Source organism: Neobacillus dielmonensis, from assembly GCF_000612665.1.
Classification (GTDB): Bacteria; Bacillota; Bacilli; order Bacillales; family Cytobacillaceae; genus Neobacillus; species Neobacillus dielmonensis.
Window position 1 is genome coordinate 30,930 of sequence record NZ_HG942065.1, and the last position, 24,187, is coordinate 55,116.

At 40.7% G+C, this 24,187-nt stretch carries 18 protein-coding genes; 1 reads left to right on the forward strand and 17 read right to left on the reverse strand.

Features of this window, described 5'->3' with window-relative positions; translation table 11 throughout:
- Positions 1–71 precede the first annotated feature (71 nt).
- The 10 genes from coaE to BN2425_RS12125 form a co-directional block, all read right to left on the reverse strand.
- Complete coding sequence (coaE, locus tag BN2425_RS12080; protein ID WP_042459613.1) at positions 72–677, reverse strand: dephospho-CoA kinase; 606 nt, start codon at positions 675–677, stop codon at positions 72–74.
- 22 nt (positions 678–699) lie between these two features.
- Positions 700–1,335: a sporulation membrane protein YtaF gene (ytaF, locus tag BN2425_RS12085; protein WP_042459616.1), complete on the reverse strand. Its 636-nt coding sequence runs from the start codon at positions 1,333–1,335 to the stop codon at positions 700–702.
- A gap of 113 nt (positions 1,336–1,448) precedes the next feature.
- Entirely contained in the window at positions 1,449–2,282 is an 834-nt protein-coding gene (gene mutM / locus BN2425_RS12090) for a DNA-formamidopyrimidine glycosylase (protein WP_042459619.1), read from the reverse strand.
- Between the two features lie 52 nt (positions 2,283–2,334).
- Positions 2,335–4,971 (reverse strand): DNA polymerase I, encoded by a 2,637-nt coding sequence (polA, locus tag BN2425_RS12095; protein ID WP_042459621.1) that lies wholly within the window; start codon positions 4,969–4,971, stop codon positions 2,335–2,337.
- Positions 4,972–4,995: 24 nt separating this feature from the next.
- A complete protein-coding gene (gene pnpS, locus BN2425_RS12100) occupies positions 4,996–6,750 on the reverse strand; it encodes a two-component system histidine kinase PnpS (protein ID WP_042459623.1) in 1,755 nt (584 codons plus the stop codon).
- The gene (locus tag BN2425_RS12105) at positions 6,747–7,463 is read right to left on the reverse strand and encodes a response regulator transcription factor (protein ID WP_042459625.1); all 717 of its coding nucleotides are present in this window, start codon (positions 7,461–7,463) and stop codon (positions 6,747–6,749) included. The genes pnpS and BN2425_RS12105 overlap by 4 nt, the downstream gene beginning before the upstream one ends.
- Before the next feature lie 140 nt (positions 7,464–7,603).
- Positions 7,604–8,542 carry a malate dehydrogenase gene (gene mdh, locus BN2425_RS12110; RefSeq protein ID WP_042459627.1) on the reverse strand — a complete coding sequence of 313 codons (939 nt, stop codon included), beginning with the start codon at positions 8,540–8,542 and terminating at the stop codon, positions 7,604–7,606.
- A 231-nt stretch (positions 8,543–8,773) separates the two neighbouring features.
- Positions 8,774–10,042 (reverse strand): NADP-dependent isocitrate dehydrogenase, encoded by a 1,269-nt coding sequence (gene icd / locus BN2425_RS12115; protein ID WP_042459629.1) that lies wholly within the window; start codon positions 10,040–10,042, stop codon positions 8,774–8,776.
- A 136-nt stretch (positions 10,043–10,178) separates the two neighbouring features.
- A complete protein-coding gene (gene citZ, locus BN2425_RS12120) occupies positions 10,179–11,297 on the reverse strand; it encodes a citrate synthase (RefSeq protein ID WP_042459632.1) in 1,119 nt (372 codons plus the stop codon).
- Positions 11,298–11,659: 362 nt separating this feature from the next.
- Complete coding sequence (locus BN2425_RS12125; RefSeq protein ID WP_042459635.1) at positions 11,660–12,121, reverse strand: DUF441 domain-containing protein; 462 nt, start codon at positions 12,119–12,121, stop codon at positions 11,660–11,662.
- 139 nt (positions 12,122–12,260) lie between these two features.
- Between BN2425_RS12125 and ytvI the strand changes: the two genes are divergently transcribed.
- Positions 12,261–13,370 carry a sporulation integral membrane protein YtvI gene (gene ytvI, locus BN2425_RS12130; RefSeq protein ID WP_042459638.1) on the forward strand — a complete coding sequence of 370 codons (1,110 nt, stop codon included), beginning with the start codon at positions 12,261–12,263 and terminating at the stop codon, positions 13,368–13,370.
- Positions 13,371–13,571: 201 nt separating this feature from the next.
- On the opposite strand, the gene pyk is transcribed toward ytvI, so the two are convergent.
- The 7 genes from pyk to dnaE form a co-directional block, all read right to left on the reverse strand.
- Positions 13,572–15,335: a pyruvate kinase gene (gene pyk / locus BN2425_RS12135; protein ID WP_042459640.1), complete on the reverse strand. Its 1,764-nt coding sequence runs from the start codon at positions 15,333–15,335 to the stop codon at positions 13,572–13,574.
- Positions 15,336–15,428: 93 nt separating this feature from the next.
- Positions 15,429–16,391 (reverse strand): 6-phosphofructokinase, encoded by a 963-nt coding sequence (gene pfkA / locus BN2425_RS12140; RefSeq protein WP_042459643.1) that lies wholly within the window; start codon positions 16,389–16,391, stop codon positions 15,429–15,431.
- A 318-nt stretch (positions 16,392–16,709) separates the two neighbouring features.
- Positions 16,710–17,687, reverse strand: coding sequence for an acetyl-CoA carboxylase carboxyl transferase subunit alpha (accA, locus tag BN2425_RS12145; protein ID WP_042459647.1), 978 nt, complete (start codon positions 17,685–17,687; stop codon positions 16,710–16,712).
- On the reverse strand, positions 17,681–18,559 hold the full coding sequence (gene accD / locus BN2425_RS12150; protein ID WP_042459651.1) for an acetyl-CoA carboxylase, carboxyltransferase subunit beta: 879 nt from the start codon (positions 18,557–18,559) through the stop codon (positions 17,681–17,683). Before accD ends, accA begins: the two co-directional genes overlap by 7 nt.
- 203 nt (positions 18,560–18,762) lie before the next feature.
- Positions 18,763–19,329, reverse strand: coding sequence for a FadR/GntR family transcriptional regulator (locus BN2425_RS12155; RefSeq protein ID WP_042459655.1), 567 nt, complete (start codon positions 19,327–19,329; stop codon positions 18,763–18,765).
- 56 nt (positions 19,330–19,385) lie between these two features.
- Positions 19,386–20,624 carry an NAD(P)-dependent malic enzyme gene (locus BN2425_RS12160; RefSeq protein WP_042459657.1) on the reverse strand — a complete coding sequence of 413 codons (1,239 nt, stop codon included), beginning with the start codon at positions 20,622–20,624 and terminating at the stop codon, positions 19,386–19,388.
- A gap of 127 nt (positions 20,625–20,751) precedes the next feature.
- Entirely contained in the window at positions 20,752–24,117 is a 3,366-nt protein-coding gene (gene dnaE / locus BN2425_RS12165; RefSeq protein ID WP_042459660.1) for a DNA polymerase III subunit alpha, read from the reverse strand.
- Between the last annotated feature and the right edge of the window lie 70 nt (positions 24,118–24,187).

The window sequence follows — 24,187 nt, forward strand, 5'->3', positions numbered from 1 at the left end:
AAATCAACATGATCGTTTAACAAATCCTAAGAAATAAAAAAAAAGAGGGATGCTCCCTCTTCATGCTCAGTCTATTTATCATTAACTCCCCAGTCCTGTAAAATGGCTAGTAGTTGCTGTTTGGATGAATCGATTGTGCTTGTATTGTCGATTACTGCATCGGCTAGTTTTACTTTTTCAGACAAAGGCATTTGTGACAGGATTCTCGCTCGAGCCTCCTCCTCAGATAATTGATTTCGGTCCATCAATCGTTTTAGCTGGGTTTCCAAATTAACATATACGAGTATGGTTTTTTCAACCATATAGGTTAATTTGCTTTCAAATAGTAACGGAATATCTAAAACAACAGCCTTTTCTTGATTCAGAGCCGCTACTTGCATTTTTTGTACCATACGCTTACGAACCTCAGGGTGGGTGATTTCATTTAGGCGCTGTCTTTTTTCGAAATCATGGAAAATAATTGACCCTAATTTAGGTCTATCAATCTCGCCATCTGCTAATAAAATCTCTTCCCCAAATTCGGCAATAATCTGTTTGTAGGCAGGCTCCCCTTGTTGTACGGCCAGGCGCGCTTCAACATCTGCATCAATTACGGTTATTCCTATTTCTTTGAACATATTGGATACTGTACTTTTTCCACTGGCAATACCGCCTGTTAATCCGATTACAAGTGTCATTTGTTATTCCTTTCTTCATCCATTATAGTTTCCAGATACCAATCATAATCAATAAAATTCCCGGTAGGAACGAAAAACGTTGAATCCAGTTGAACCTATGAAAGTAACTTCCGGTTTTAATGCCAAACATAACAAATAGTGAACTCATTATCGCGGATGCTAAAGCTAAATGAACGGGAGCAAATCCCAACATGGCCGCACCAATCCCTGCCCCAAATGCATCCAGTGATAAAGCAAAGCCCAACATGAATGCCTCAATGCCAGTAATCGTGCCAGAGTGGTCAAAATCGGCAGACATTGGTTTTTTTAATATATTGATAGCCAGCCCCAATGAACGGATTTCAAAGTTAACAATGGTTGTTTCCTGGTCAAGCTGTTCTTTTTCTTTCTCCGGCCGGAAAAATTGATACAGAACAACGGCTCCAATACAAATTAACAGAAATCCACCTAATTTGCTTGTCAGCTCCGGCGAAATCACTTTTGCCAGGCCGTGGCCGATGGATACAGCAATCAACAGCGAAATAGCTGAACAGGCAGCGATAATAAGCACGGATTTGATTGGCATGACCATTTTTCTTAACCCATAAGTGAATCCAACGCTAAAGCTATCAATACTAAGAGCAAATGCAAGTATCAGTAGTGAGAACATCTGACCCATAGTCTAAAGGCTCCTTCCTCCAAAATCACTAAGATAGTATATGGCAGGAGCCCATCCTTTGTTATTCATTTGTTCTTTCACGATACTCGCTCTTTGTCTTATCACTAGAATTTCTATTCAGTTATTTTTTGGCAGTTAGGGCAAAAATGAGTGCCACGACCACCAACTTTGATTTTTTCAAGTGGAGTGCCGCATTTTTTGCATGCCTCGCCTTCTCGTCCATAGGCATATAGCTCAAGCTGAAACATACCGATTTCTCCTTGGGAGTTCACATAAGAGCGAATGGTACTGCCGCCTTTTTTGACCGCCTCCCCCAAAGTATCGACAATCTCTTTATGAAGCCTGGTAATTTCTTTGTCGGTTAACGAGCTTGCTAATCGTTCTGGGTGTATCCCCGCCCGAAACAAGGCTTCGTCGACGTAAATATTGCCCAAGCCCACCAAAATAGTTTGGTCTAGCAATGCTGGTTTTATTTTTCTACTGGTTTTGGACAAACACTTTTTCAAATACTGTTTAGTAAAATTCTCGGAAAATGGTTCGGGTCCAAGATCTACTAATGGTGGCTTTACAAATTCCTCGCCTTTCTTATATAAGTGCATGGTACCAAATTTTCGTACATCCCGGTAGCGCAATTCCGTCCCATCGGTAAAGTGAAAAATCACATGTGTATGTTTATCAAATGGCTCCACGCTCGGATATAGCCCGTACCTGCCTTCCATGCGCAAGTGGGAGACCAATGCATACTGGTCAGTATAGATAATTAAAAATTTTCCTCTTCTGCCAACATCGAGGATGGTTTCCCCTTTCAGGGCATCAATAAACTGCTCGACTTCTGCTGGATTTTTAATAATTTTTGGCCAATAAACGGTTATATGTTCAATTTGTTTCGATTGAACGAGATTAATGAGCGTTTTCCGTACTGTTTCTACTTCGGGAAGTTCCGGCATGGTATCCCTCCTTTCAAGCTACTAACAGTGCCGACCAGTGATTCCGCTTCTCTTATTTTGCATCAAACCATGTCGGGCCGTAGGCATAATCGACTTTTAAAGGCACTTTTAACTCAAGAGCATTTTCCATGACAAGCGGAACTAAACTTTTTAGTGTTTCCACTTCTTCTTCAGGTGCTTCAAAGATCAATTCGTCATGAACTTGTAATAACAATCTTGATTGCAAACCCTTGTCCTTTAGTGCTTCATCCATATCAATCATAGCTTTTTTGATAATATCGGCCGCACTTCCCTGAATGGGGGTATTCATCGCTGTACGCTCAGCAAAGCTTCTTAGGTTGAAGTTTCGTGCCGTAATATCTGGCAAGTACCTGCGCCGATTCATCAAGGTGGTTACATATCCTTTTTGTTTGGCCAGATGTATAATATCATCCATGTATGTCCTAACACCTGGATAGCTATCAAGGTAACGCTCAATAAATTGCCCTGCCTCTTTCCTTGAAATACCAAGCGATTGCGAAAGACCGTAATCACTAATTCCATATACAATACCAAAATTAACAGCCTTTGCGTGCCGTCTCATGTTGGAGGTCACATCCTCTTTGTCAACATGGAAAACTTCCATCGCTGTCTTGGTGTGAATATCCATGTCCTCTTGGAATGCTTGAATCAGCTTTTCGTCTTCAGAAATATGGGCTAGGACGCGCAGTTCAATCTGAGAATAATCCGCAGCAAAAATGACCCAGCCCGGTTCAGACGGCACAAACGCCTGGCGAATTTTCCGGCCTTCCTCCAGGCGAATCGGAATGTTTTGCAGATTAGGATCAATTGAGCTTAATCTGCCTGTTGCCGTTAGGGTCTGTTGGAACCTCGTATGAACCTTGTCTGTTTTTGAATCAATTACCTTAAGCAGTCCTTCAATATAGGTAGATTGCAGTTTACCTAACTGGCGATAGAGAAGAATGTGCTCGATAATTTCATGATGCGGTGCCAATTTTTCTAGGACATCTGCTGAAGTTGAATAACCCGTTTTCGTTTTTTTGATGGCAGGAAGCTGCATTTTTTCAAAAAGAATCACCCCAAGCTGTTTCGGCGAGTTGATATTAAACTTCTCGCCCGCCAGTTCACAGATCCTTTCTTCAATTTGCACGAGCCGTTCACTCAGTTCTCTGCCCATTGCCTGCAGTCGGTCCCGTTCTACTTTGATTCCTGTCGACTCCATATCGGCTAAAATCAATGACAACGGCATTTCAAGTTCCTTAAATAACTCGTATTGTTCATTTGTCTTTAATTCATCTTCGAGCTTTTCTTTTAAATCGAACATGATTTGCCCTTTTCTCACCAGATGACCGGCAAGGTCTGAGGTCTCAGGAACTTTTCGCTTTGCCCCTTTCCCATAGAACGCTTCATCTGACTGAATATTTGTTAAGCCGTACGTTTTAGCGATGGACGCCAGATCTTCAAAATTCTCGGTCGGATTGAGTAAATAAGAAGCGATTAAAATATCAAACTTCACACCTGTTAAATGGATGCCAAATCGCCTTAATGACACCTCTGATCGTTTTGCATCGTATACAATCTTGGTTCTCTGCGGATCCTCAGCCCAAGTTTTAAATGCTTTAGAAGCTAATGCCTGCTCAGTCGGCAAAAAGTAACGACCGGTTTCATTAACAAGGGAAAAACCGATAATGTCAGCGTGATGGTAATTGTCATCCAGCATTTCAACATAAAAATAGTTTATATTAGAAAAAATTCCATCTGTTATTTCTTCAGAAATAATAAATTCAAGCTCTTCTAATTCCACTTGTTCCGTTTCTGCTGCGGTTTCTCCCAGTCTATCCAACAAAGAAGAGAAACCTAGTTCTTTAAATAACTGGATAATTTTTTCTCGAGAATAGCCTTCATAAGAAATATCATTAAAGTCAACTTCAATAGGAGCCTGCCTTTCAATCGTCGCAAGCTTTTTACTCATCATAGCTTGATCCTTAAATTCCTCAAGCTTTTCCTTTAGTTTTCCACTCACTTGCGAAAGGGATTGAAGCAATTCTTCGACTGTTGAAAATTCCTTTAACAGCTTAATAGCCGTTTTTTCACCTACTCCAGGTACACCTGGAATATTGTCGGAAGGGTCCCCCATCAGTCCTTTCATGTCGATAATTTGCTCTGGAGTTAGCCCATACTTCTCTCTTACGTGTTCCGGAGTGTATATTTCAATATCGGTAATTCCTTTTCTAGTGATACCAACCGTTGTATGGGGTGATGTGAGCTGGGTTAAGTCTTTATCCCCCGAAATAACCTTGACGTCATAGCCTTCTTTTTCAGCTCTCAAAGAAAGCGTTCCAATAATATCATCCGCTTCGTAATTTTCGAGCTCGTACCTAGAGATCTTGTATGCGTCCAAAAGCTCCCGAATAAATGGAAATTGTTCCGATAACTCAGGCGGCGTTTTTTGTCTGCCTCCTTTGTATTCAGAAAAAGTTTGATGCCGAAAAGTCGTTTTACCGGCATCAAATGCCACCAGAATATGGGTCGGCTTTTCGTCTTCGAGAATTTTCATTAGCATCATCGTAAAGCCGTACACCGCGTTTGTATGTATACCTTTATCATTATTCAGCAAAGGAAGGGCAAAAAACGCACGGTAAGCAATACTATTCCCGTCAATCAGTACTAGTTTCTTTGTATCCACCAAATCTCACCTTCCATCTTTTTTATCTTAATTATGTAATTCCACCTTAAATACACTGCCTTTCCCCACTTCACTCTCCACACTGAGATTTCCATGGTGGGCCTCAACAATATGTTTAACAATGGCAAGTCCTAACCCTGTGCCTCCGGAGTTCCGACTTCTGGCACGGTCAACTCGGTAAAATCGTTCGAAAATTCTCGGTATTTCCTTCTCTTCGATTCCTATCCCGGTGTCTTTAACCATCACCACCACAGAATTCTTATGTTCTACTAATTTTACGGTCACAACTCCGTGAGATGGTGTGTATGTAATAGCATTGGCAATTAAATTAATGAACACTTGCTTTAGACGGTCCACGTCCCCTCTAATAGCGACTGGACTTATTGGGCAAATCAAATCAAGAGAAATATTTTTTGTCTTTGCCTTTCCAGAAAGCAAGGTTACCACTTCTTCTAAAAGCTGGTGTAAGTTTAATTCCTGCTTGTTTAAGGTAAAGCTATGGGACTCCAGTTTAGAAAGTTCCAATAAATCCTGGATGAGTGATTGAAGCCGGTCGCTTTCTTTTAAAATAATCGAAAGAAACGATTCCAGTGTCTCCTGGTTATTCATTGCCCCGTCTAAGAGGGTCTCTGAGAACCCTTTAATTGAAGTAACAGGAGTCTTGAGTTCATGAGAAACATTTGCTACAAAATCCTTCCTCATGAGTTCCAAGTTTTTGAGTTCTGTGATATCGTGAAAAACCACTAAAACACCTTTCCAAACATTGTTTTTACCCATGATGGGAACTCCGTAAACATCGAAATATTTTCTTTGTATACCTAATGGAACATGTAATTGCTTGCTCACTTTGTGTTCTGTCCGGAATACTTCTGCAACGATTTGGCAAACTTCTACTTGGTCAATGACTTCATAATAAAGTTTTTGTAAATAATCCGCAGATTGGACATGAAATAATTCGATATAGCCCTTATTGATCAGGTTAATATAGCCTCGACTGTCAATCAGAACTAGTCCTGCCCCGATATTTTCAATTAATGCCCTTAACCGGTCTTGCTGGATTTCCTGGTTTCTTTTCAGTTCTTGCAGGCCTTCCGCCAGCATATTAATGGAGGATGCCAGTATTCCGGTTTCGTCTAACCTAACCGAGGAAGCGCGCGCTCGGTAATTTCCCTTTGCAAGTTCCTGTGCGGTTTTGGCAGCCTCTTCAATTGGCCTAGTATAGGATGAAGTAATACGATGTCCTAGATAAACGATCACAATTAACGCTAGTCCTAAACTAATGGAAAGAATCCACCAAATTTGCCCGTATGCCTGTTTAAGCTCATTTGTTTTAATGCTAAGAAAAATATAACCTTCCGTTAGTTCATCTTTCTTGATTGGTTCCCAATAATAATGAAAATCAAAGCCATCGCCCTCTTCAAACTTTTCATCCTGCTTCGGGCTTTTTTTGATTACTTCAGGAATAATTTCGCTTAAACCAGAATCAGCATTATTTTTCACCTTACCAGTGTCATATAATATATTTCCCTCCGTATCGGTGACAGTTGCGCGAACGTGAAGAATATCACTGATGTCAAAAACAGCTTGTTGATTAAACGAATTTATACCGCCATTTTCTTGAATATAAAAGCTAAGAAGGTTGTTATCAATTTTCAGCCTTTCATTGAATGATTGCAAATAATAACTCTTAAATAATTGGCCAAGCAATATTCCTAATCCAATTAAAACTGCAATAATCAGAGTAATTAAAGCAATAAAAAGCTTTGTTCGATATTTGGTCATTCTTCTCTTGGCTCCTCCAGCTTATAACCAAGACCGCGAATCGTCTTTATATAAGCAGGCTTTTTGGTGTCCTCCTCTATTTTTTCCCTTAAGTGTGAAATATGGACATCAACGATTCTAGTATCGCCAGCAAAGTCGTAATTCCAAACAGCACTTAGCAATTGGTCCCTCGTTAGTACTCTTCCTTTGTTTTGGGCAAGATAATGCAACAGTTCAAACTCCTTTAAGGTCAGCTCAAGCAGTCCGCCTTTAAAATATGCCTCATATTTGACTGGAAAAATCGTTAACTCTCCAATGACCAATTTACTGTCTTCCCTATCATCATCCCCGGAAGCTTCGATTTGCACATTCGTTCTTCTAAGAATAGCCTTTACCCTGGCTATGACTTCTCTTGGACTAAAGGGTTTTACCATGTAATCATCGGCACCTAACTCTAAGCCTAATATTTTATCGAGTTCGTCATCTTTAGCTGTTAACATTAATATAGGAGTCATAACTTTCTCTTGACGCAGTTGCTTGCAAACCTCTATTCCATCCATTTTCGGAAGCATGAGGTCCAAGATTATAATATCGGGTGTTTCCTGTTCTGCTAATTTCTTGCCGACTTCCCCATCCATTGCTGTTATGACATCATACCCAGCTTGTTCCAAATTGTATTGAAGTAACGTTACAATCGACTGTTCATCATCAACAACCAGCACCTTTGTACTCATCCAATCCCCGCCTTTGAAAGGTTATAACTTTTAGTTTCATTATAATATAAAACGCAGAAGTTTACTCGTACGCAAGTTTTTGTCATGCTGCTCCCAACCCGCAAAAAAAATTCGGGAGCTGAGCCCCCGAATTTTTTGGCTTATACTAACACTTTCATGACATTCTTTACAGAATCTACAGACTTATCAAGTGCGGCCTTCTCTTCAGCCGTAAGCTCCAATTCGATTACTTTTTCGATGCCATTAGCACCAAGGATTGTTGGAACGCCAAGATAGATACCTTCATAGCCATACTCTCCTTCGAGGTATGCGATGGAAGGAAGTACCCGACGCTGATTTTTTAGGATGGCTTCACACATTTCCACTAATGAAGCTGCCGGTGCGTAGTAGGCGCTGCCATTTCCAAGCAGGTTTACAATTTCACCGCCGCCTTTTCTTGTTCGCTCAACAATAGCATCTAGGCGATCTTTTGAGATTAATGTCTCTAACGGGATTCCGCCAGCATAAGAATAACGGACAAGCGGTACCATATCATCACCGTGTCCTCCTAATACAAAACCGGTAATGTCTTTTACTGATAGGTTCAATTCCTGTGCTACAAAGGTGCGGAAACGAGCGGTGTCAAGTACGCCAGACTGGCCAATTACTCGATTTTTAGGGAAGCCAGATTCTGCAAAAACAGTATATGTCATAGCATCCACAGGGTTTGTCAAAACGACGATGATACAATTCGGAGAATATTGAGCGATCTCTTTCGTTACACTTTTCATGATTTTTTGATTCGTCTGAACTAAGTCATCACGGCTCATTCCAGGCTTGCGGGCAATACCTGCTGTAATGACAACAATATCTGAATCCTTTGTATCTTCATAATTGGAGGTGCCGACGATATTGGCATCAAAACCTTGAACCGGGCTTGCTTCAAGCATATCTAACGCTTTCCCTTTTGTAGGGTTTTCCATTTGCGGAATATCGACTAACACGACATCTCCCAGTTCTTTTTGAGCAAGTAAAAACGCTGTTGTAGCCCCTGTAAAACCGCCGCCAATCACAGAAATCTTTTTACGTTTCAATGACATTATAGCTCATCCCCTTTGTTCGTATTAAAGATAGATAAAGCAGTAATCAAATTAGAAAAAGCGCCCGCAATTTAGTCCTTTTCACTCAGCAAGATATTTAAAAACAGCTCCCCTTTAAGTTGTTTTCTATTTGCTGCCGTCAAAGTCTAATACGGGCGCTTTCGCATTTCTTACGGATTAGTCACCTTCGCTCTGGTTGCTCTTTAGGGCTCTCCAGTCAGCGAGTGTGCATTATTCCATATTTTTAATTAATTCATCGCCAAATTCAGAAGTTTTTACTTCTGTTGCTCCATCCATTAAGCGGGCAAAGTCGTAAGTAACCACTTTAGATGCAATGGTTTTTTCCATGGATTTAACAATCATTTTAGCTGCTTCATTCCAGCCTAAGTGCTCAAGCATAAGAACACCGGATAAAATGACAGATGAAGGATTCACTTTGTCTAATCCTGCATATTTAGGTGCAGTACCATGGGTTGCTTCAAAGATCGCATGTCCAGTTTCGTAGTTAATGTTAGCACCTGGTGCAATACCGATACCACCTACTTGTGCAGCAAGTGCATCAGAGATATAGTCACCGTTTAGGTTCATAGTAGCTACTACATCAAACTCACGAGGACGTGTTAAGATTTGTTGTAGGAAGATATCTGCAATGGCATCTTTAACGATGATTTTGCCAGCTGCTTCAGCTTCTGCTTGAGCTTTATTTGCAGCTTCTGTACCTTGTTCAGCTTTGATGCGGTCATATTGAGCCCAAGTGAATACTTTATCACCGAATTCTTTTTCAGCAAGCTCGTAACCCCAGTTTTTAAATGCACCCTCAGTAAACTTCATGATGTTACCCTTATGTACAAGAGTCAGGGATTTACGACCTTCTTTAATAGCGTAGTTTAGAGCGGCACGGACAAGACGGTTTGTGCCTTCCTCTGAAACTGGTTTAATGCCAATTCCTGAAGTTTCTGGGAATCTAATTTTTTTGACACCCATTTCGTTCTGTAAGAAGTCTATTACTTTTCTTACCGCTTCAGAACCTTTTTCATATTCAATACCTGCATAAATATCTTCCGTATTTTCACGGAAAATGACCATATCCGTATCCTGAGGGCGTTTAACCGGTGAAGGCACTCCTTCAAACCATCTAACTGGACGCAAGCAAACGAAAAGATCTAGTTCTTGCCTTAATGCTACGTTAAGTGAACGGATACCGCCGCCTACAGGTGTCGTTAATGGACCTTTGATGGCAATTAAATACTCATTAATCACATCAAGTGTTTCTTTAGGAAGCCATTCACCTGTTTGGTTGAAGGCTTTTTCTCCAGCCAAGACTTCTTTCCAAACTAATTTACGTTCGCCTTTATAGGCTTTTTCGACAGCAGCATCTAATACTCTGTATGAAGCTGCCCAAATATCTGGACCTGTACCGTCACCTTCGATAAATGGAATAATTGGATTGTTAGGAACGTTTAATACCCCGTTTGTAACCGTAATTTTTTCGCCTTGCATAGTTGTTCTCCCTCCTAGTTATGTATAAAGCTTATAGACTTAATCAAAGGTTAGAGGGCTGCATACCCTCTAACCTTTGCAGTCAATCCTATTACACCAATTTTTTGACAAAAAGTAAAATGGAATCTTAAAAAAATTAATCTCTTTGCTCAATTGGAACGTATTTTTGCATGCCAGGCCCAGTGTATTCCGCACGAGGACGGATTAACCGGTTGTTTGCGTATTGTTCCAAAATATGAGCCAGCCAGCCTGATACACGACTAACCGCAAAGATTGGTGTCATCAAATCATGATCGATTCCTAAACTGTGATAAACAGATGCTGAATAGAAGTCGACATTTGGCGGTAATTTCTTTTCGCCTGTGACAATGCTCTCAATTTTAACAGACATATCATACCAGTGCGGTTCACCAGTAAGTTCCGTTAATTTTTGGGACATTAGTTTTAAGTGTTTGGCACGAGGGTCACCATTCCGGTATACCCTGTGTCCAAAACCCATGATTTTCTCTTTGTTTGCCAATTTACCGCGAATATACGGCTCCACATTTTCTAAAGTTCCGATTTCTTTTAGCATCTTCATAACCGCTTCATTTGCACCGCCATGAAGTGGCCCTTTCAGTGCACCAATTGCGGACGTAATACCGGAATATACATCAGAAAGTGTTGCTACACATACACGAGCAGTAAAGGTAGAGGCATTTAATTCATGGTCTGCATGCAGGACAAGTGCTTTATCAATCGCTTCCACTGCAATTGGTTCAGGGTCATTGCCTGTCAGCATATAAAGGAAGTTAGCTGCAAAGCTTAAATCCTTTTTAGGTGCTATTGGCTCAAGCCCTTTTCTTACCCGAGCAAAGGCAGCCACAATGGAAGGCATTTTTGCCTGAAGACGGATGGCTTTACGGTAATTCGCATCTTCCTCCATAATATCAGCCTCATCGTCATATAAACCTAGCAAGGACACAGCCGAACGAAGCGCTGCCATTGGATGGACCTTTTGAATTGGATACGTTTTAAAATGATTAATGACTTCTTGAGGAAGTTCAGCGTTTTCGGAAAGCTGCTTTTTTAATTCAGCTAATTCTTCAACATTTGGCAGTTTAAGATGCCACAATAAATAAATAATTTCTTCAAAGCTAGCATTTTCAGCTAAATCATCAATGTTGTAGCCAACATAGGTTAGCGTGTCATCAATGATTGAACTAATTGATGATGTTGTGGCTACTACCCCTTCAAGACCGCGTGTTACTGTCATCCATATCTCTCCTTCACCTTTAAATTTCCCCTTACCCATCATAAAGACTTAAACCTTAGAACCCTTAGAGGATTCTAGTCAGGTTTGAAAGAAATAGCATAAGTAAGAATAAAAGCAGCTAATCTTAAAAAATATTTATCACTTTTATAGCCCTCAAATTTGACTGAGCGATTGCTCGCCCAAGCTGCAAAACCATGTATGCCCTTTCATTCAAGTAAATAATTCATTTGTGTAAATAAACAGTATTCCTATATAACTTATATAATAAAGGAAACACTTACAAGCCTATTATAAACAATAATCAGACTTTTGTGAATGAAAAGCAATTGAAAACATTAAAAAATTATTATTTTAAAAAATATCTAATGGAATAGTTCAAAAAATTTCATAGCTGAATAAGCAATTCCCGCGCCTATTAGCGGACCCACGGCAACACCTTTAAACAGGGAAACCGATAGAATTGTTCCTAGTACAAGTGCGGTTGTGATATGGGGATCATCTGCCAGCAGCTTGACACCGCCTTTTGCCAGGAGCGCCACAGCAATCCCGGAAAGAAGCGCAATCCACGCATAAAACGATTTAAAGGCCCCGCTCAAATCTTTAAATCCAATATCCCCGCTGGCAATAGGCGCCAAAACAGCGATTGTTATAATGGTGACACCCCAGTTGATTCCTTTGGACTGGAGAATGGGGAACACCTTATCACCGACTCCTCCCGTCTTAATTAACAAAAGGATTAAAATCGCAATCATTAAGGAACTGTTTTTCGCAATATACCCGATAACCAATAATAACATAAGAAATAATATTGATTCACTTACCATTAATAAACACCCATCCTTTCAGCAAAATTTTAAAGAACAAAGACTATAGTCTTCATTTTTCCCCTTTGGTAATTCATGCAGTTTTTCTCAAAAAGTGGTAAACTAAAGTTATCACCTTTCCAAAGAAAGGAGGAATAATTTGAACCCAGCGTACATCAATAGAACAATCCGATTTCTTATTGTTATTGGCACGATTATAGTAGGAATTTTTTCATTGTATTATTTATCAAAGATAACCTACCCTTTTCTAATTGGTTTAATCATTGCGCTGATGATTAATCCTCTTGTCAATTTCTTGGAAAGAAAGGCTAGAATGCCGAGGGCCCTTGCTGTATTAATCAGCCTTATCATAATATTTGCAGTCTTCGCTGGGTTAATCACCCTTTTGGTTGCGGAACTTGTATCCGGAGCAGCTTATTTGTCAAAGGTCGTTCCTGAACATCTGGTTAAATTCATCACATTTATAGAAGATTACTTTACCGCACAAATTATCCCTTTATATAATGATTTAACCAGGATGTTTAATAAATTGGACGCCGGACAGAAAGATACTATTATTGAAAACATCCAAAATGTCGGCACAAAAATCGGAAATACAGTAGGATCATTTATTCAAAACCTATTCGGCAATATTCCAAATATCTTGTCGTGGTTTCCAAATGCAGCCACCGTTCTGATTTTTTCATTATTAGCCACCTTTTTTATCAGCAAGGATTGGGGTCGGCTGAGAGCGGGAGCCAGTAAGCTGTTGCCGCAAAAAGCTAAAATGAGCTTTCACACCGTGTTTTCGGATTTAAAAATGGCTTTGTTTGGATTTATCAAAGCCCAATTGACCCTTATTTCAATCACTACGGTGATTATTTTAATTGGTCTGTTAATCCTTCGCATCGATTACGCAATTACTATTGCTCTAATAGCAGGAATTGTTGATATTCTTCCTTATTTAGGGACTGGTATTATTTTTGTCCCGTGGATCATCTACATGGCAATCAGTGGTAATATTGGTCTTGCCATTGGTCTAGGAGTGCTTTATTTAGTGGTCCTTGTGCAAAGACAAATTATGGAACCAAAAATTTTGTCTTCCAATATCGGCATGGATCCACTCGCAACACTTATTGCCTTATTTGCTGGCTTTAAACTGATTGGCTTTTTAGGGTTGATTGTCGGTCCGGTTAGTCTTGTTATACTTACTACACTTTATCGCGCTCGAGTTTTTCATGATCTATGGGCATATATCAAGGGTGATTAAAAAAACGTCAGCTCCCTTTTTGGAGCTGACGTTTTTTTATTATGTCAAATTTGGCTGTTGATTTCCGCTCCAGTCGCTTAAGCGTTCCCGCGGGCAGTGCCGGTGAGACTCCTCGGCCCCGTACTCCCGCGAGAGTCGAGCGCCTTCCGCTCCAATCAACAGAGTTAAAAAAATCAAGATTATCGTTTAATAGAGCCTTTATTATAGTACACTTGCATGTCCGTTATAAACAATACCTCTTGTTGAATCCACTGTTACTTCTTGACCTTCTCTGAATAGGCTTAATGCCCCTTCTACACCAACAATAACAGGGATGCCTAAGTTTAGGCCTACGACAGCCGCATGACTAGTAAGGCCGCCTTCCTCGGTGATCAGCGCACTGCACTTTTCAAGGGCAGGTACCATCTCCCGGTCAGAACCGATCGTAACCAGAACAGAACCCGGTTTCACTTTTTCCAAAGCTTCACTGGAATTATGGGCAATCACTACTTTACCAAAAGCAGATTTTCTGCCAATTCCTTGTGCCTTTGCCAAAATATCTCCAACTACATGAATTTTCATCAGGTTTGTAGTGCCAGTCTCCCCTACCGGTACACCTCCAGTAATGACAACTAGGTCACCATGCTTAACAATACCGCTGTTTATGCTCTCTTCAACAGCTATATCCAACATTTCATCTGTTGTCGTTGCAACTCTCCCCAACTGTGGAACAACGCCCCACACAAGAGCTAGCCGGCGGTATACTGGCTCATTTGCTGTCACAGCAACAATAGTAGATTCTGGACGATATTTCGCAATCATTCTAGCTGTATGGCCACTTTCGGTAGAAGTAATAATAGCTTCAACATCTAAATTTAGAGCTGTATGTGCTACAGATTGAGCAACTGCATCGGTAAGATTATGGTCGGTATTCTTACTGCGATTGGATAGAATTTCTTTATGATCTAGTGCCTGTTCCGCTCTCATAGCAATATTATGCATGGTTTGCACGGCTTCAACTGGATAAAGTCCTGCTGCTGTTTCGCCGGATAACATGATTGCATCAGTACCATCAAAGATAGCATTCGCAACATCACTTGCTTCGGCACGTGTCGGACGAGGATTTCTTTGCATTGAGTCAAGCATTTGAGTAGCCGTAATAACCGGTTTTCCTAACGCATTACACTTTTTAATAAGTAATTTTTGAACAAGCGGAACCTCTTCAGCAGGTATTTCTACACCAAGATCGCCACGGGCTACCATCAAGCCGTCGGATACTTCCAAAATTTCATCAATGTTATCCACACCTTCCTGGTTTTCAATTTTAGGAATGATGTGGATATGACCTGCATTGTTTTCTTCGAGTAATTGACGGATTTCTAATACATCTTTGGCTCGGCGGACAAATGAGGCTGCAATAAAGTCAATCCCTTGTTCAATACCGAAGAGAATATCATTTTTATCCTTTTCCGTAATTCCCGGCAAATTTACAGAAACCCCAGGAACATTCACACCTTTTTTATTTTTTAATGTACCGCTATTAAGGATGCTAGTGTGAATTTCCCCCGCATCAGCATCAATTTTGGTTACTTCAAGACCAATTAATCCATCGTCTAAGAGAATTTTAGAACCAACCTGAACATCATTAATTAAACCAGGATATGTAATAGAGAATTTCTCAAGCGTACCCTCAACTTCCGTCATTGAAACAATAATGGACTCTCCAGACTTCAGTTCAAGAGCTCCGTTTTGCATATTATGCGTCCTTATTTCAGGACCTTTTGTATCAAGTAAAATCGCTATATTTTTTCCGTTTGCACTGGCTGCTTCACGGATATTTTTAATTCGGCTGCCATGTTCTTCAAAGTCCCCATGGGAAAAATTTAACCGGGCAACGTTCATTCCGGCATTCATTAATTGTGTTAGTTTGTCTACTGTTTCACTTGCAGGACCAATTGTACAAACAATCTTTGTTTTGCGTAACATTCAGTTTGCCTCCTATATTAAAGTGCCAAGCGCCCGTGAATGACATTCCCAAGGCGCTGTTAACTATTGATATTTAGTATATACAATCAACTATTAAATCGATAAAACTTTTGAAAGATCAAAAAGGTTAGCGTCAAGTTTGTGTTTACGTTGCTCCAGTGCCTCGATGATATCGTAATCAACCAGTTTATTGTTTTCAATACCAACTGCCCGGCCGCCTCTACCTGCCATCAAAAGTTCAACCGCCCTTGCTCCTAATCTGCTTGCAAGCACCCGGTCTTGTGCCGTTGGAGAGCCCCCGCGCTGCATATGTCCTAATACGGATACCCGAATATCGTTGTTTGTTAATTCCTTAAGTTCTTTGGCAAAATCCACACCGCTGCAGACACCTTCTGCGACCACAATGATACTATGCTTTTTGCCACGTTCTTGACCTTTACGAAGCCTTTCAACGATATCATTCATATTATAATTCTCTTCAGGAATCAAAATGGTTTCGGCACCTCCGGCAAGTCCAGCCCAGAGTGCAATGTCCCCTGCGTCTCTTCCCATAACCTCAATGACAAACGTTCTATCATGGGATGTTGCGGTATCACGAATTTTGTCAATCGCATCAATTACTGTATTTAGTGCTGTATCAAACCCAATGGTAAAATCAGTTCCTGGAATGTCATTATCGATTGTACCAGGCACGCCCACACATGGGTAACCCTGCTCTGTTAATGCTTTTGCCCCCATGTAGGACCCGTCGCCGCCGATTACAACCAGCCCTTCAATCCCATGAGCTTTAAGTTGCTCGATCCCTTTTTGCTGTACTTCTTTGTTCCTAAATTCCGGGCAGCGGGCCGACAACAGCATCGTCCCACCTCTGTGAATAATGTCGCCAACTGAACCTAGTTCTAGCTTTTTTATGTTGCCGCTAATTAATCCAGCATAGCCGCCATAAACCCCATATACTTCCATATCATGATAAATTGCTTTCCTGACAACAGCACGAATGGCCGGGTTCATCCCCGGGGCGTCACCACCACTTGTAAGTACACCAATTTTTTTCATGGTTATCACCTCATTAATCGAATATAATTATGTAAAAATGCTCGTAGTAAATAATTAGTTTTTCTAGATTCAATACCTTTTTCTATTATTTACATAAAACCCTTGAATAATTATAAAATAACATGAAGAAATGCCTATAACAACTGATTTTCAATAGACGGAATAGTATGTTAACTGAAAGCGATTGATATTGTGTTTGTAAACGAAATCATTAGCTATTCAGTGAATTTTTTTCAACAATTTCATGAACAAGGTATAGAACAAGGAAAAACGTGCTCAGCTTCGGAGCACGTTTTTTCAGGTGGTGGCTGAGTCCTATTATTTTACTCCAATATACTCATCAACAAAGCCAACCTCACCAATACTTCTAAATCGGTTATAGCGGTCGGCAATTAATTCAGCTTCAGAAAGAGCTAGCAGCTGCTTTAAAGATTGCAGCAACGTTTTCTCGATTTCCTCTGCCTGTTTCTTGGCATCCTTATGCGCCCCACCTTTAATCTCAGGGATAATCCCATCGATCACTCCCAATTCTTTTAAGTCAGGAGCAGTTATTTTCATAGACTCTGCTGCTCTTTGGGCAAAGGCAGCATCTTTCCATAATATAGCTGCAGCACCCTCTGGTGAAATGACGGAATACGTGGAGTTTTCCAGCATATATATTCGATTGCCTACACCAAGTCCCAATGCACCACCGCTGCCGCCTTCTCCAATAACAATACAAATAACCGGTACCTTTAAACCAGCCATCTCAAACAGATTACGGGCAATCGCTTCGCTTTGGCCCCGTTCCTCTGCTGCTTTTCCCGGATATGCCCCTTTAGTATCAATAAAGCAAATAATCGGGCGGTTGAATTTGTCGGCCTGTTTCATTAGCCTAAGAGCTTTCCTGTATCCTTCTGGATGAGGCATTCCAAAATTCCTGCGAATATTTTCTTTGGTATCTTTTCCTCTCTGATGGCCAATAACCGTAACAGGCAGACCTTTAAACTTGGCAATACCGCCTACAATTGCTTCATCATCCCCAAAGGTACGGTCACCATGGCATTCAAAAAAGTCATCAAATAGATAAGAAATATAATCAAGGGACGTCGGTCTGTTTGGATGTCTCGCAATTTGAACCCGGTCCCATGGTTTTATATTTTCATAAATATCTTGTTCCAATTTTTCCAGACGTACCTCTAATTTTCGAATCTCTGCCGTCAAATCCACATCGGCAGTTTTAGTAAACTCTTTTAACTCTGCAATCTTTTTCCTTAGCTCCAGAACTGGACGCTCAAATTCAAGTTCTCCTACCATTCAAGTTTACCTCCTGGTTGATGGATATCAAGAATGTTTGCGATCGTTTCAACCATTTCCAAACGCGAAATTATCGCATCCAATTGGCCATGTTTTAAAAGAAACTCGGCGGTTTGAAAATCTTCGGGTAGATTTTCTCGAATAGATTGTTCGATTACCCTGCGGCCTGCGAAACCAATGAGGGCACCGGGTTCAGCAAAATTATAATCCCCCAGCGATGCAAAACTTGCAGAGACCCCACCAGTAGTCGGATGAGTCATGATGGAAATGATTAAACCTCCATGGTCACTGAAACGCTTTAGCGCCACGCTTGTTTTGGCCATTTGCATTAAACTTAGGGCCCCTTCTTGCATTCTGGCACCACCTGAGGCGGTATAAATAATAAATGGAACAGCTAATTCATCAGCCTTTTCAACCGCCATGGTTATTTTCTCGCCGACAACTGAGCCCATACTGCCCATCCTGAACGATGAATCCATAATAGCCACTACAATTTTGTGGCCGTTCACTGTGCCAATCCCCGTTACTACGGCCTCGTTTAATTTCGTCTTAGCCCTGTCCTTTTCCAATTTTTCTATATAATCTGGAAACTGTAACGGATTTTTTGAGATCATCTCTTTATTAATCTCCTCAAAACTTCCCGCATCAATAAAACTATTAATCCTCTCCTTTGAATTCATTGGAAAATGATATCCACAGTGGAGACAAACTTTTTCGTTTTTTAATAATTCTTTTGTATACATAATTTTTTTACAAGAAGGGCATTTGGTCATAATTCCTTCAGGAACATCACTTTTTACCGCTTCTGTTGGAATGGCTGCATACTTTTTCTTTTTTGTCTGAGGTTTGGTAAATAAATCTTTAAGCGCCAAAATGAATCCTCCCTTGTAAACAAGCCTGCCATAGGAGATTTTTTTCTTATCCTAAAAGCAGTCTTTCTATCTACATTCAATCTCATACCTTGCATTTTCAATTAGTGGTCAGACCACTAGAAGATGAAAAAAACCCTATCCCCAGGGCATGTCCAACTCTCACTATAAAACAAAGATCGTATAAAATTTGTTAGTATTTGTCGTCACTTGAAAGACAAATTTCGTAATTGCCGATAAGCACTCAGCGTCTTGGCTTCATCCCGTTTAGCAAGTGCCTCTGCTAATGATAAATAATCCTCTCGGCTATATTGAGCAGGTTCAGGAACCAACGATTCATAATATTCTTTCAATATAACCCATATCCGAAATAATAGGTAATTGTCTGCATACCTAATGATTCGATAAAAGAAATCACTATGGCGAACGACGTCAACGGTTCTAATCCAATTCAACAGCTCTTCATGATCCTTTGATTTCATTTTTCGAAGCGCTAATTGGAGCCCGTCAATTTCAATTAACTCCACTGTTTCAAATACATCTGTTTTGGCTTTTTCATCCTGAAGGATAAACGTACTTAGGAGTTGAACCAGCCGATGATCACGAAAGTCCCGGATAAATGTTCCTTCCCCTCTTCGTGTTTCGATTAATCCCAGCATTTCCAATGCCCGAAGAGCTTCTCTAACAGAAGAGCGCCCGAAATTCAGGCGCTCGGACAGTTCACGTTCAGAAGGAATTTTGTCTCCCGGCTTAAGTCCATCATCCGTAATCATTTCTCTTAGTTGTTTGATAATCTCTAAGTAAACTTTTGTAGTTGACACTAATGATATCACTCACTTTTGCCTATTAGAGCGAGTCTTTTGGTTTTTTCTTTTACATCTTCAGGGTCCACTTTAATCCGGGCAACACCCGTTTCCATAGCAGCTTTTGCAACAGCCGCTGCTACATTAGGAGCAACTCTCGGGTCAAACGGACCAGGAATAACGTAATCTGGCTGGAGCTCATCTTCACTGATTAAGTTAGCAATGGCTTCAACTGCTGCAATTTTCATTTCTTCATTGATATGAGTGGCCCTTACATCAAGTGCTCCTCGGAAAATGCCCGGAAAGGCTAAAACATTATTCACCTGATTTGGAAAATCAGATCGGCCTGTCCCGATCACAATGGCTCCAGCTTCCTTTGCTTCATCGGGCATAATTTCTGGAACTGGATTGGCCATCGCAAAAATAATTGCATCAGAGTTCATGGAGGCCACCATTTCCTTTGTCAGTGCCCCCGCAACCGATACACCTATAAATACATCCGCGCCTTTGATTACATCCTCTAGACTGCCAGAGAGGTTATCCCGGTTGGTAAACTTCGCCACTTCCGCTTTGACCGTGTTCATTCCCTGCGGCCGTCCTTCGTATATGGCTCCTTTTGTATCACACATGATAATATCTCTAACACCATAATGATATAACAATTTTATAATAGCAATGCCGGCAGCTCCTGCGCCGCTGGCCACCACTTTTATTTCAGTCATTTTTTTACCGATTAATTTTAATGCATTAACCAAGCCCGCTGCTGTTACAATTGCGGTCCCATGCTGATCATCGTGGAATACAGGAATATTGGTTTCTTTTTTCAGTCTTTCTTCAATGACAAAGCAATTAGGTGCTGCAATATCCTCGAGATTAACGCCGCCAAAGGTTGGCTCCAATATTTTAACAGTCTCAATAATTTTGTCAACCTCAGTGGTATTTAAACAAATCGGAAATGCATCCACACCAGCAAAGCTTTTAAATAAAACCGCTTTGCCTTCCATTACGGGTAGTGCTGCCTCTGGTCCTATATTCCCCAGTCCTAATACAGCCGTTCCATCAGAGACGACAGCAACCATATTCCCTTTCATGGTGTAATCATATACTGTTTCTGGTTTTTCATAGATGTCCTTGCATGGCTCTGCCACACCAGGTGAATACGCTAAGCTTAAATCATGCGCATTCCTGACTGGCACCTTAGATTTCGACTCTAACTTTCCCTTATTAATTCGATGCATATGTAATGCTTCTTCTCTTAAAGTCAAGAAATGTCACCCCTCTACCCTTACCAAAAAAATGATACACCCTTCTAAATCAGCTTCATTCCGCAATGGTGGTCAGACCACACATGTCTCTTTTCAACTATAACATATCTTTAGTACTTGTAAAGAATTATTCTTTTAAAACGACACTGTCAGAACCAAGTAAATCCTTTAGATTTTCTAGTAATTTTGCGGTTGGATTCACATTTTTTGTATCTGATAAGGCAACGGTTTTCTTGGTTACTTCGTAGTGTAGAACCACTTTGGCATTTCCCTTATTTTTCTCTAAAATATGATTAATTTGGTTCAGCAAACTTTCATGTTGCTTGTCTTTGCTAATTTTTAAATACAGTACAGACTTTCTGACTATTTTTGTCTGTATCCATTGGTCTATATCATATGCCTGCTGAATAATCATTTGCAGTTTGCTTTCACGTTGTTCTACTTTACCTTCAATTACCGCAAACTTTCCCTCTTGCAACAATGATGAAAATCTTCTGTAAGCCTCTGGAAAAGCTACAGCCTCCATCTCTCCACTGGAATCACTAACAGTTAAAAAGGCCATTGATTCGCCTTTTTTTGTACGAATTGGTTTCTTGGAGGCTATATATACCCCTGTAGCCGTTCGGCCTAGTTTTGCCGATATTTCGAATAGAGATTTGGCACTAGTCTGCTTTAGGGATTTTTCATATAGGGAAATAGGATGATCTGATAGATAAATTCCTAAGACCTCTTTTTCAAACAAAAGCTTATTAGCCTGGCTGATTGGGTCCATTTGAACATATTTTGGCTTTGGTATTAATTCTTGTTCAAATAAATCAATTTGGTCCGTGTCTGCAGGTTTAAATATTTGCGCATGCTCGATGGCGACATCCAAACTAGCTAAAAGGACCGCGCGATCCTGTCCAAATTCATCAAAGCTTCCCGAATGGACCAAACTTTCCAATGTTTTTCGATTAATGGCCTTCAAGGATATTCTTATACAAAAATCGAACAAATCAGTGAAAACCTTCTTCTTTCTAGCGTGAAGGATCTCTTTTAGAGCGGCCATCCCCACTCCCTTTATTGCAGCAAGGCTGTAACGGATCTGGTCGTGTTCAACTTGGAAGAAAAAGTGGCTTGAGTTAATCGAGGGAGGCAAAACCGCTATACCCATTTGTTTTGCTTCCATTACATATTGGGCTATTTTTGATTCGTTTCCAATTGCTGATGTCAAAAGACCAGCCATAAAATAGACAGGATAGTTGGCTTTCAAATAAGCAAGCTGGCAGGCAATCATACTATAGGCTACAGCATGACTTCTATTAAAGCCGTAATTGGCAAAGCGGACAATTAAATCATAGATTTGGTCTGCCATTGACTGACTATATCCCTTTTTCAAAGCGCCCTGAACGAAATGGTTCCGCTCACGGTCAAGCACTTCTTTTTGTTTTTTTCCTACAGCCCGCCGCAGCAAGTCTGCTTCACCGAGTGAAAAACCGGCCATCCTGGATGCAATCTGCATGATTTGCTCTTGATAGACAATAACTCCATAGGTATTTTCCAAGATTGGCTCGAGGTCAGGATGCGGATAAGCAACCGCTTGTCTTCCATGCTTTCGGTCGATAAACAGCGGTATATTTTCCATTGGGCCTGGACGATATAAGGCATTTACCGCAACGATATCTTCAAAACGGGTCGGTTTTAACCGGGTTAATACCTTGCGCATCCCTTCTGATTCCAGCTGAAATATACCTGTTGTTTCCCCTCTTGCCAATAAGTCAAAGGTTTTGGCATCATCAAGGGGTATCGACCTTAATTCGAGTTTTTTTCCTGTATGGAAATAAATCGATGACAAAATGGAATCAAGGAGCGTTAAATTCCTGAGTCCCAGAAAGTCCATTTTTAATAGTCCAAGCTCTTCTAAGTGCTCCATGGAATATTGGGTCAAGTATACATGGCCTGACCCCTGTTGGATGGGGACTAACTCTGTAAGCGGCTTTTCGCTGAGAACAACCCCCGCAGCATGTGTGGAAGTATGGCGCGGCAGCCCTTCCAATTTTTGCGCGGTATCAAACAGTCTCCGATGAAGGGGAGATTCTTGGACAAACCTTCGCAACCCTTCTGATTCTTTATAGGCGTCCGCTAACGTGCCTCCCATCCTTGGCGGCACCAGTCTAGCCATATAGTCCAATTCTTTCGTATTCAAACCGAAAGCCCTGCCCACATCCCGTAATACAGCCTTAGATGCAAGTGTTCCAAAGGTGACGATTTGAGCTACATGGAGCTCGCCATATTTATGGGCCACATATTCAATGACTTCATCCCGCCGGTTATCGGGAAAATCAATATCAATATCCGGCATCGATATCCGTTCTGGATTTAAGAACCGCTCAAATAAGAGATGATGTTGAATTGGATCCACATCGGTAATATAAAGGGTATAGGCTACTAAGGAACCTGCTGCCGAACCCCTGCCAGGTCCAGTTAAAATCCTCTTATCGCGAGCATACTTCATAAAGTCCCAAACAATTAAAAAATAGTCGCTGAATTTCATACGTTTGATGACATCTAATTCGTAGTTCAACCGGTCATAATACTCACTTCCCGGCGGTGAGGAAAAACGTTCTTTTAGTCCTTGTAAACATAATTTTTCGAGATAAACATCAGATGGAATATCATCCTCGGTTGGATATGATGGCAAGAACGTTTTACCCAGGTCAATGTTAACATTGCATCTCTCCCCAATGTTGAGGGTATTCTCTAAAGCCTCAGGCAAGTCAGAGAAGTCCTCCACCATTTCCCCTGCTGTTTTTAAATAGAATTCATCGCTCCCTAGTTTCTCTCTCTGTTCATCTTGGAGCTTATCGCCATTTTTAATGGCCAAGAGGCATTCATGGGCAAAGGTATCTTCCTTTTCTAAATAATGAACGCAGTTTGTGGCTGCTAGGGGGATATTTAACAGTTGTGACAGTTTTTGCAGCGGATTACTAATAGCTCTCTCTGAAGCGAGTCTATGATTTTGGATGGATAGATAAAGATTGCCTTGTCCAAAAATCGCTACATATTCCTTCGCAACCTTTTCAGCTGCAGCAACATCATGGTTTAGAAGGGCTTGTTCAATTTCTCCCTCGATACCAGGTGAAATTGCGATCACTCCCTCTGAGTAGTGCTTCAACCACCTGATTGGAATTCCATTCTCTGTTTTTGTTTGCAGAGAGCTTGATATTTTGATCAAATTTTTAAAGCCCTCATTATTTTCCGCTAGCAATACTAACGGAAATGCCTCATTTTCCTTATAAATGCTTTCGATATCTGCCGTTAATCCGATTATCGGTTTGATTTGGTGCTGTTTACATAATTTATAAAACTCAATTGCGCCGTACATAACATTCCGATCCGTTAAAGCCAGTGCATGATACCCTTTCTTTTGGGCATTTTCTACTAATTTTGGAACAGAAGCTGTACTTGACAGCAAACTATATGCGCTATAAACATGCAGGTGAATAAAAGACATGATTTGTCACACCCTTACTTACTCATTCTCAGTTCCTATTATAAACATTGCAGAAAAAAAAGAAAATATG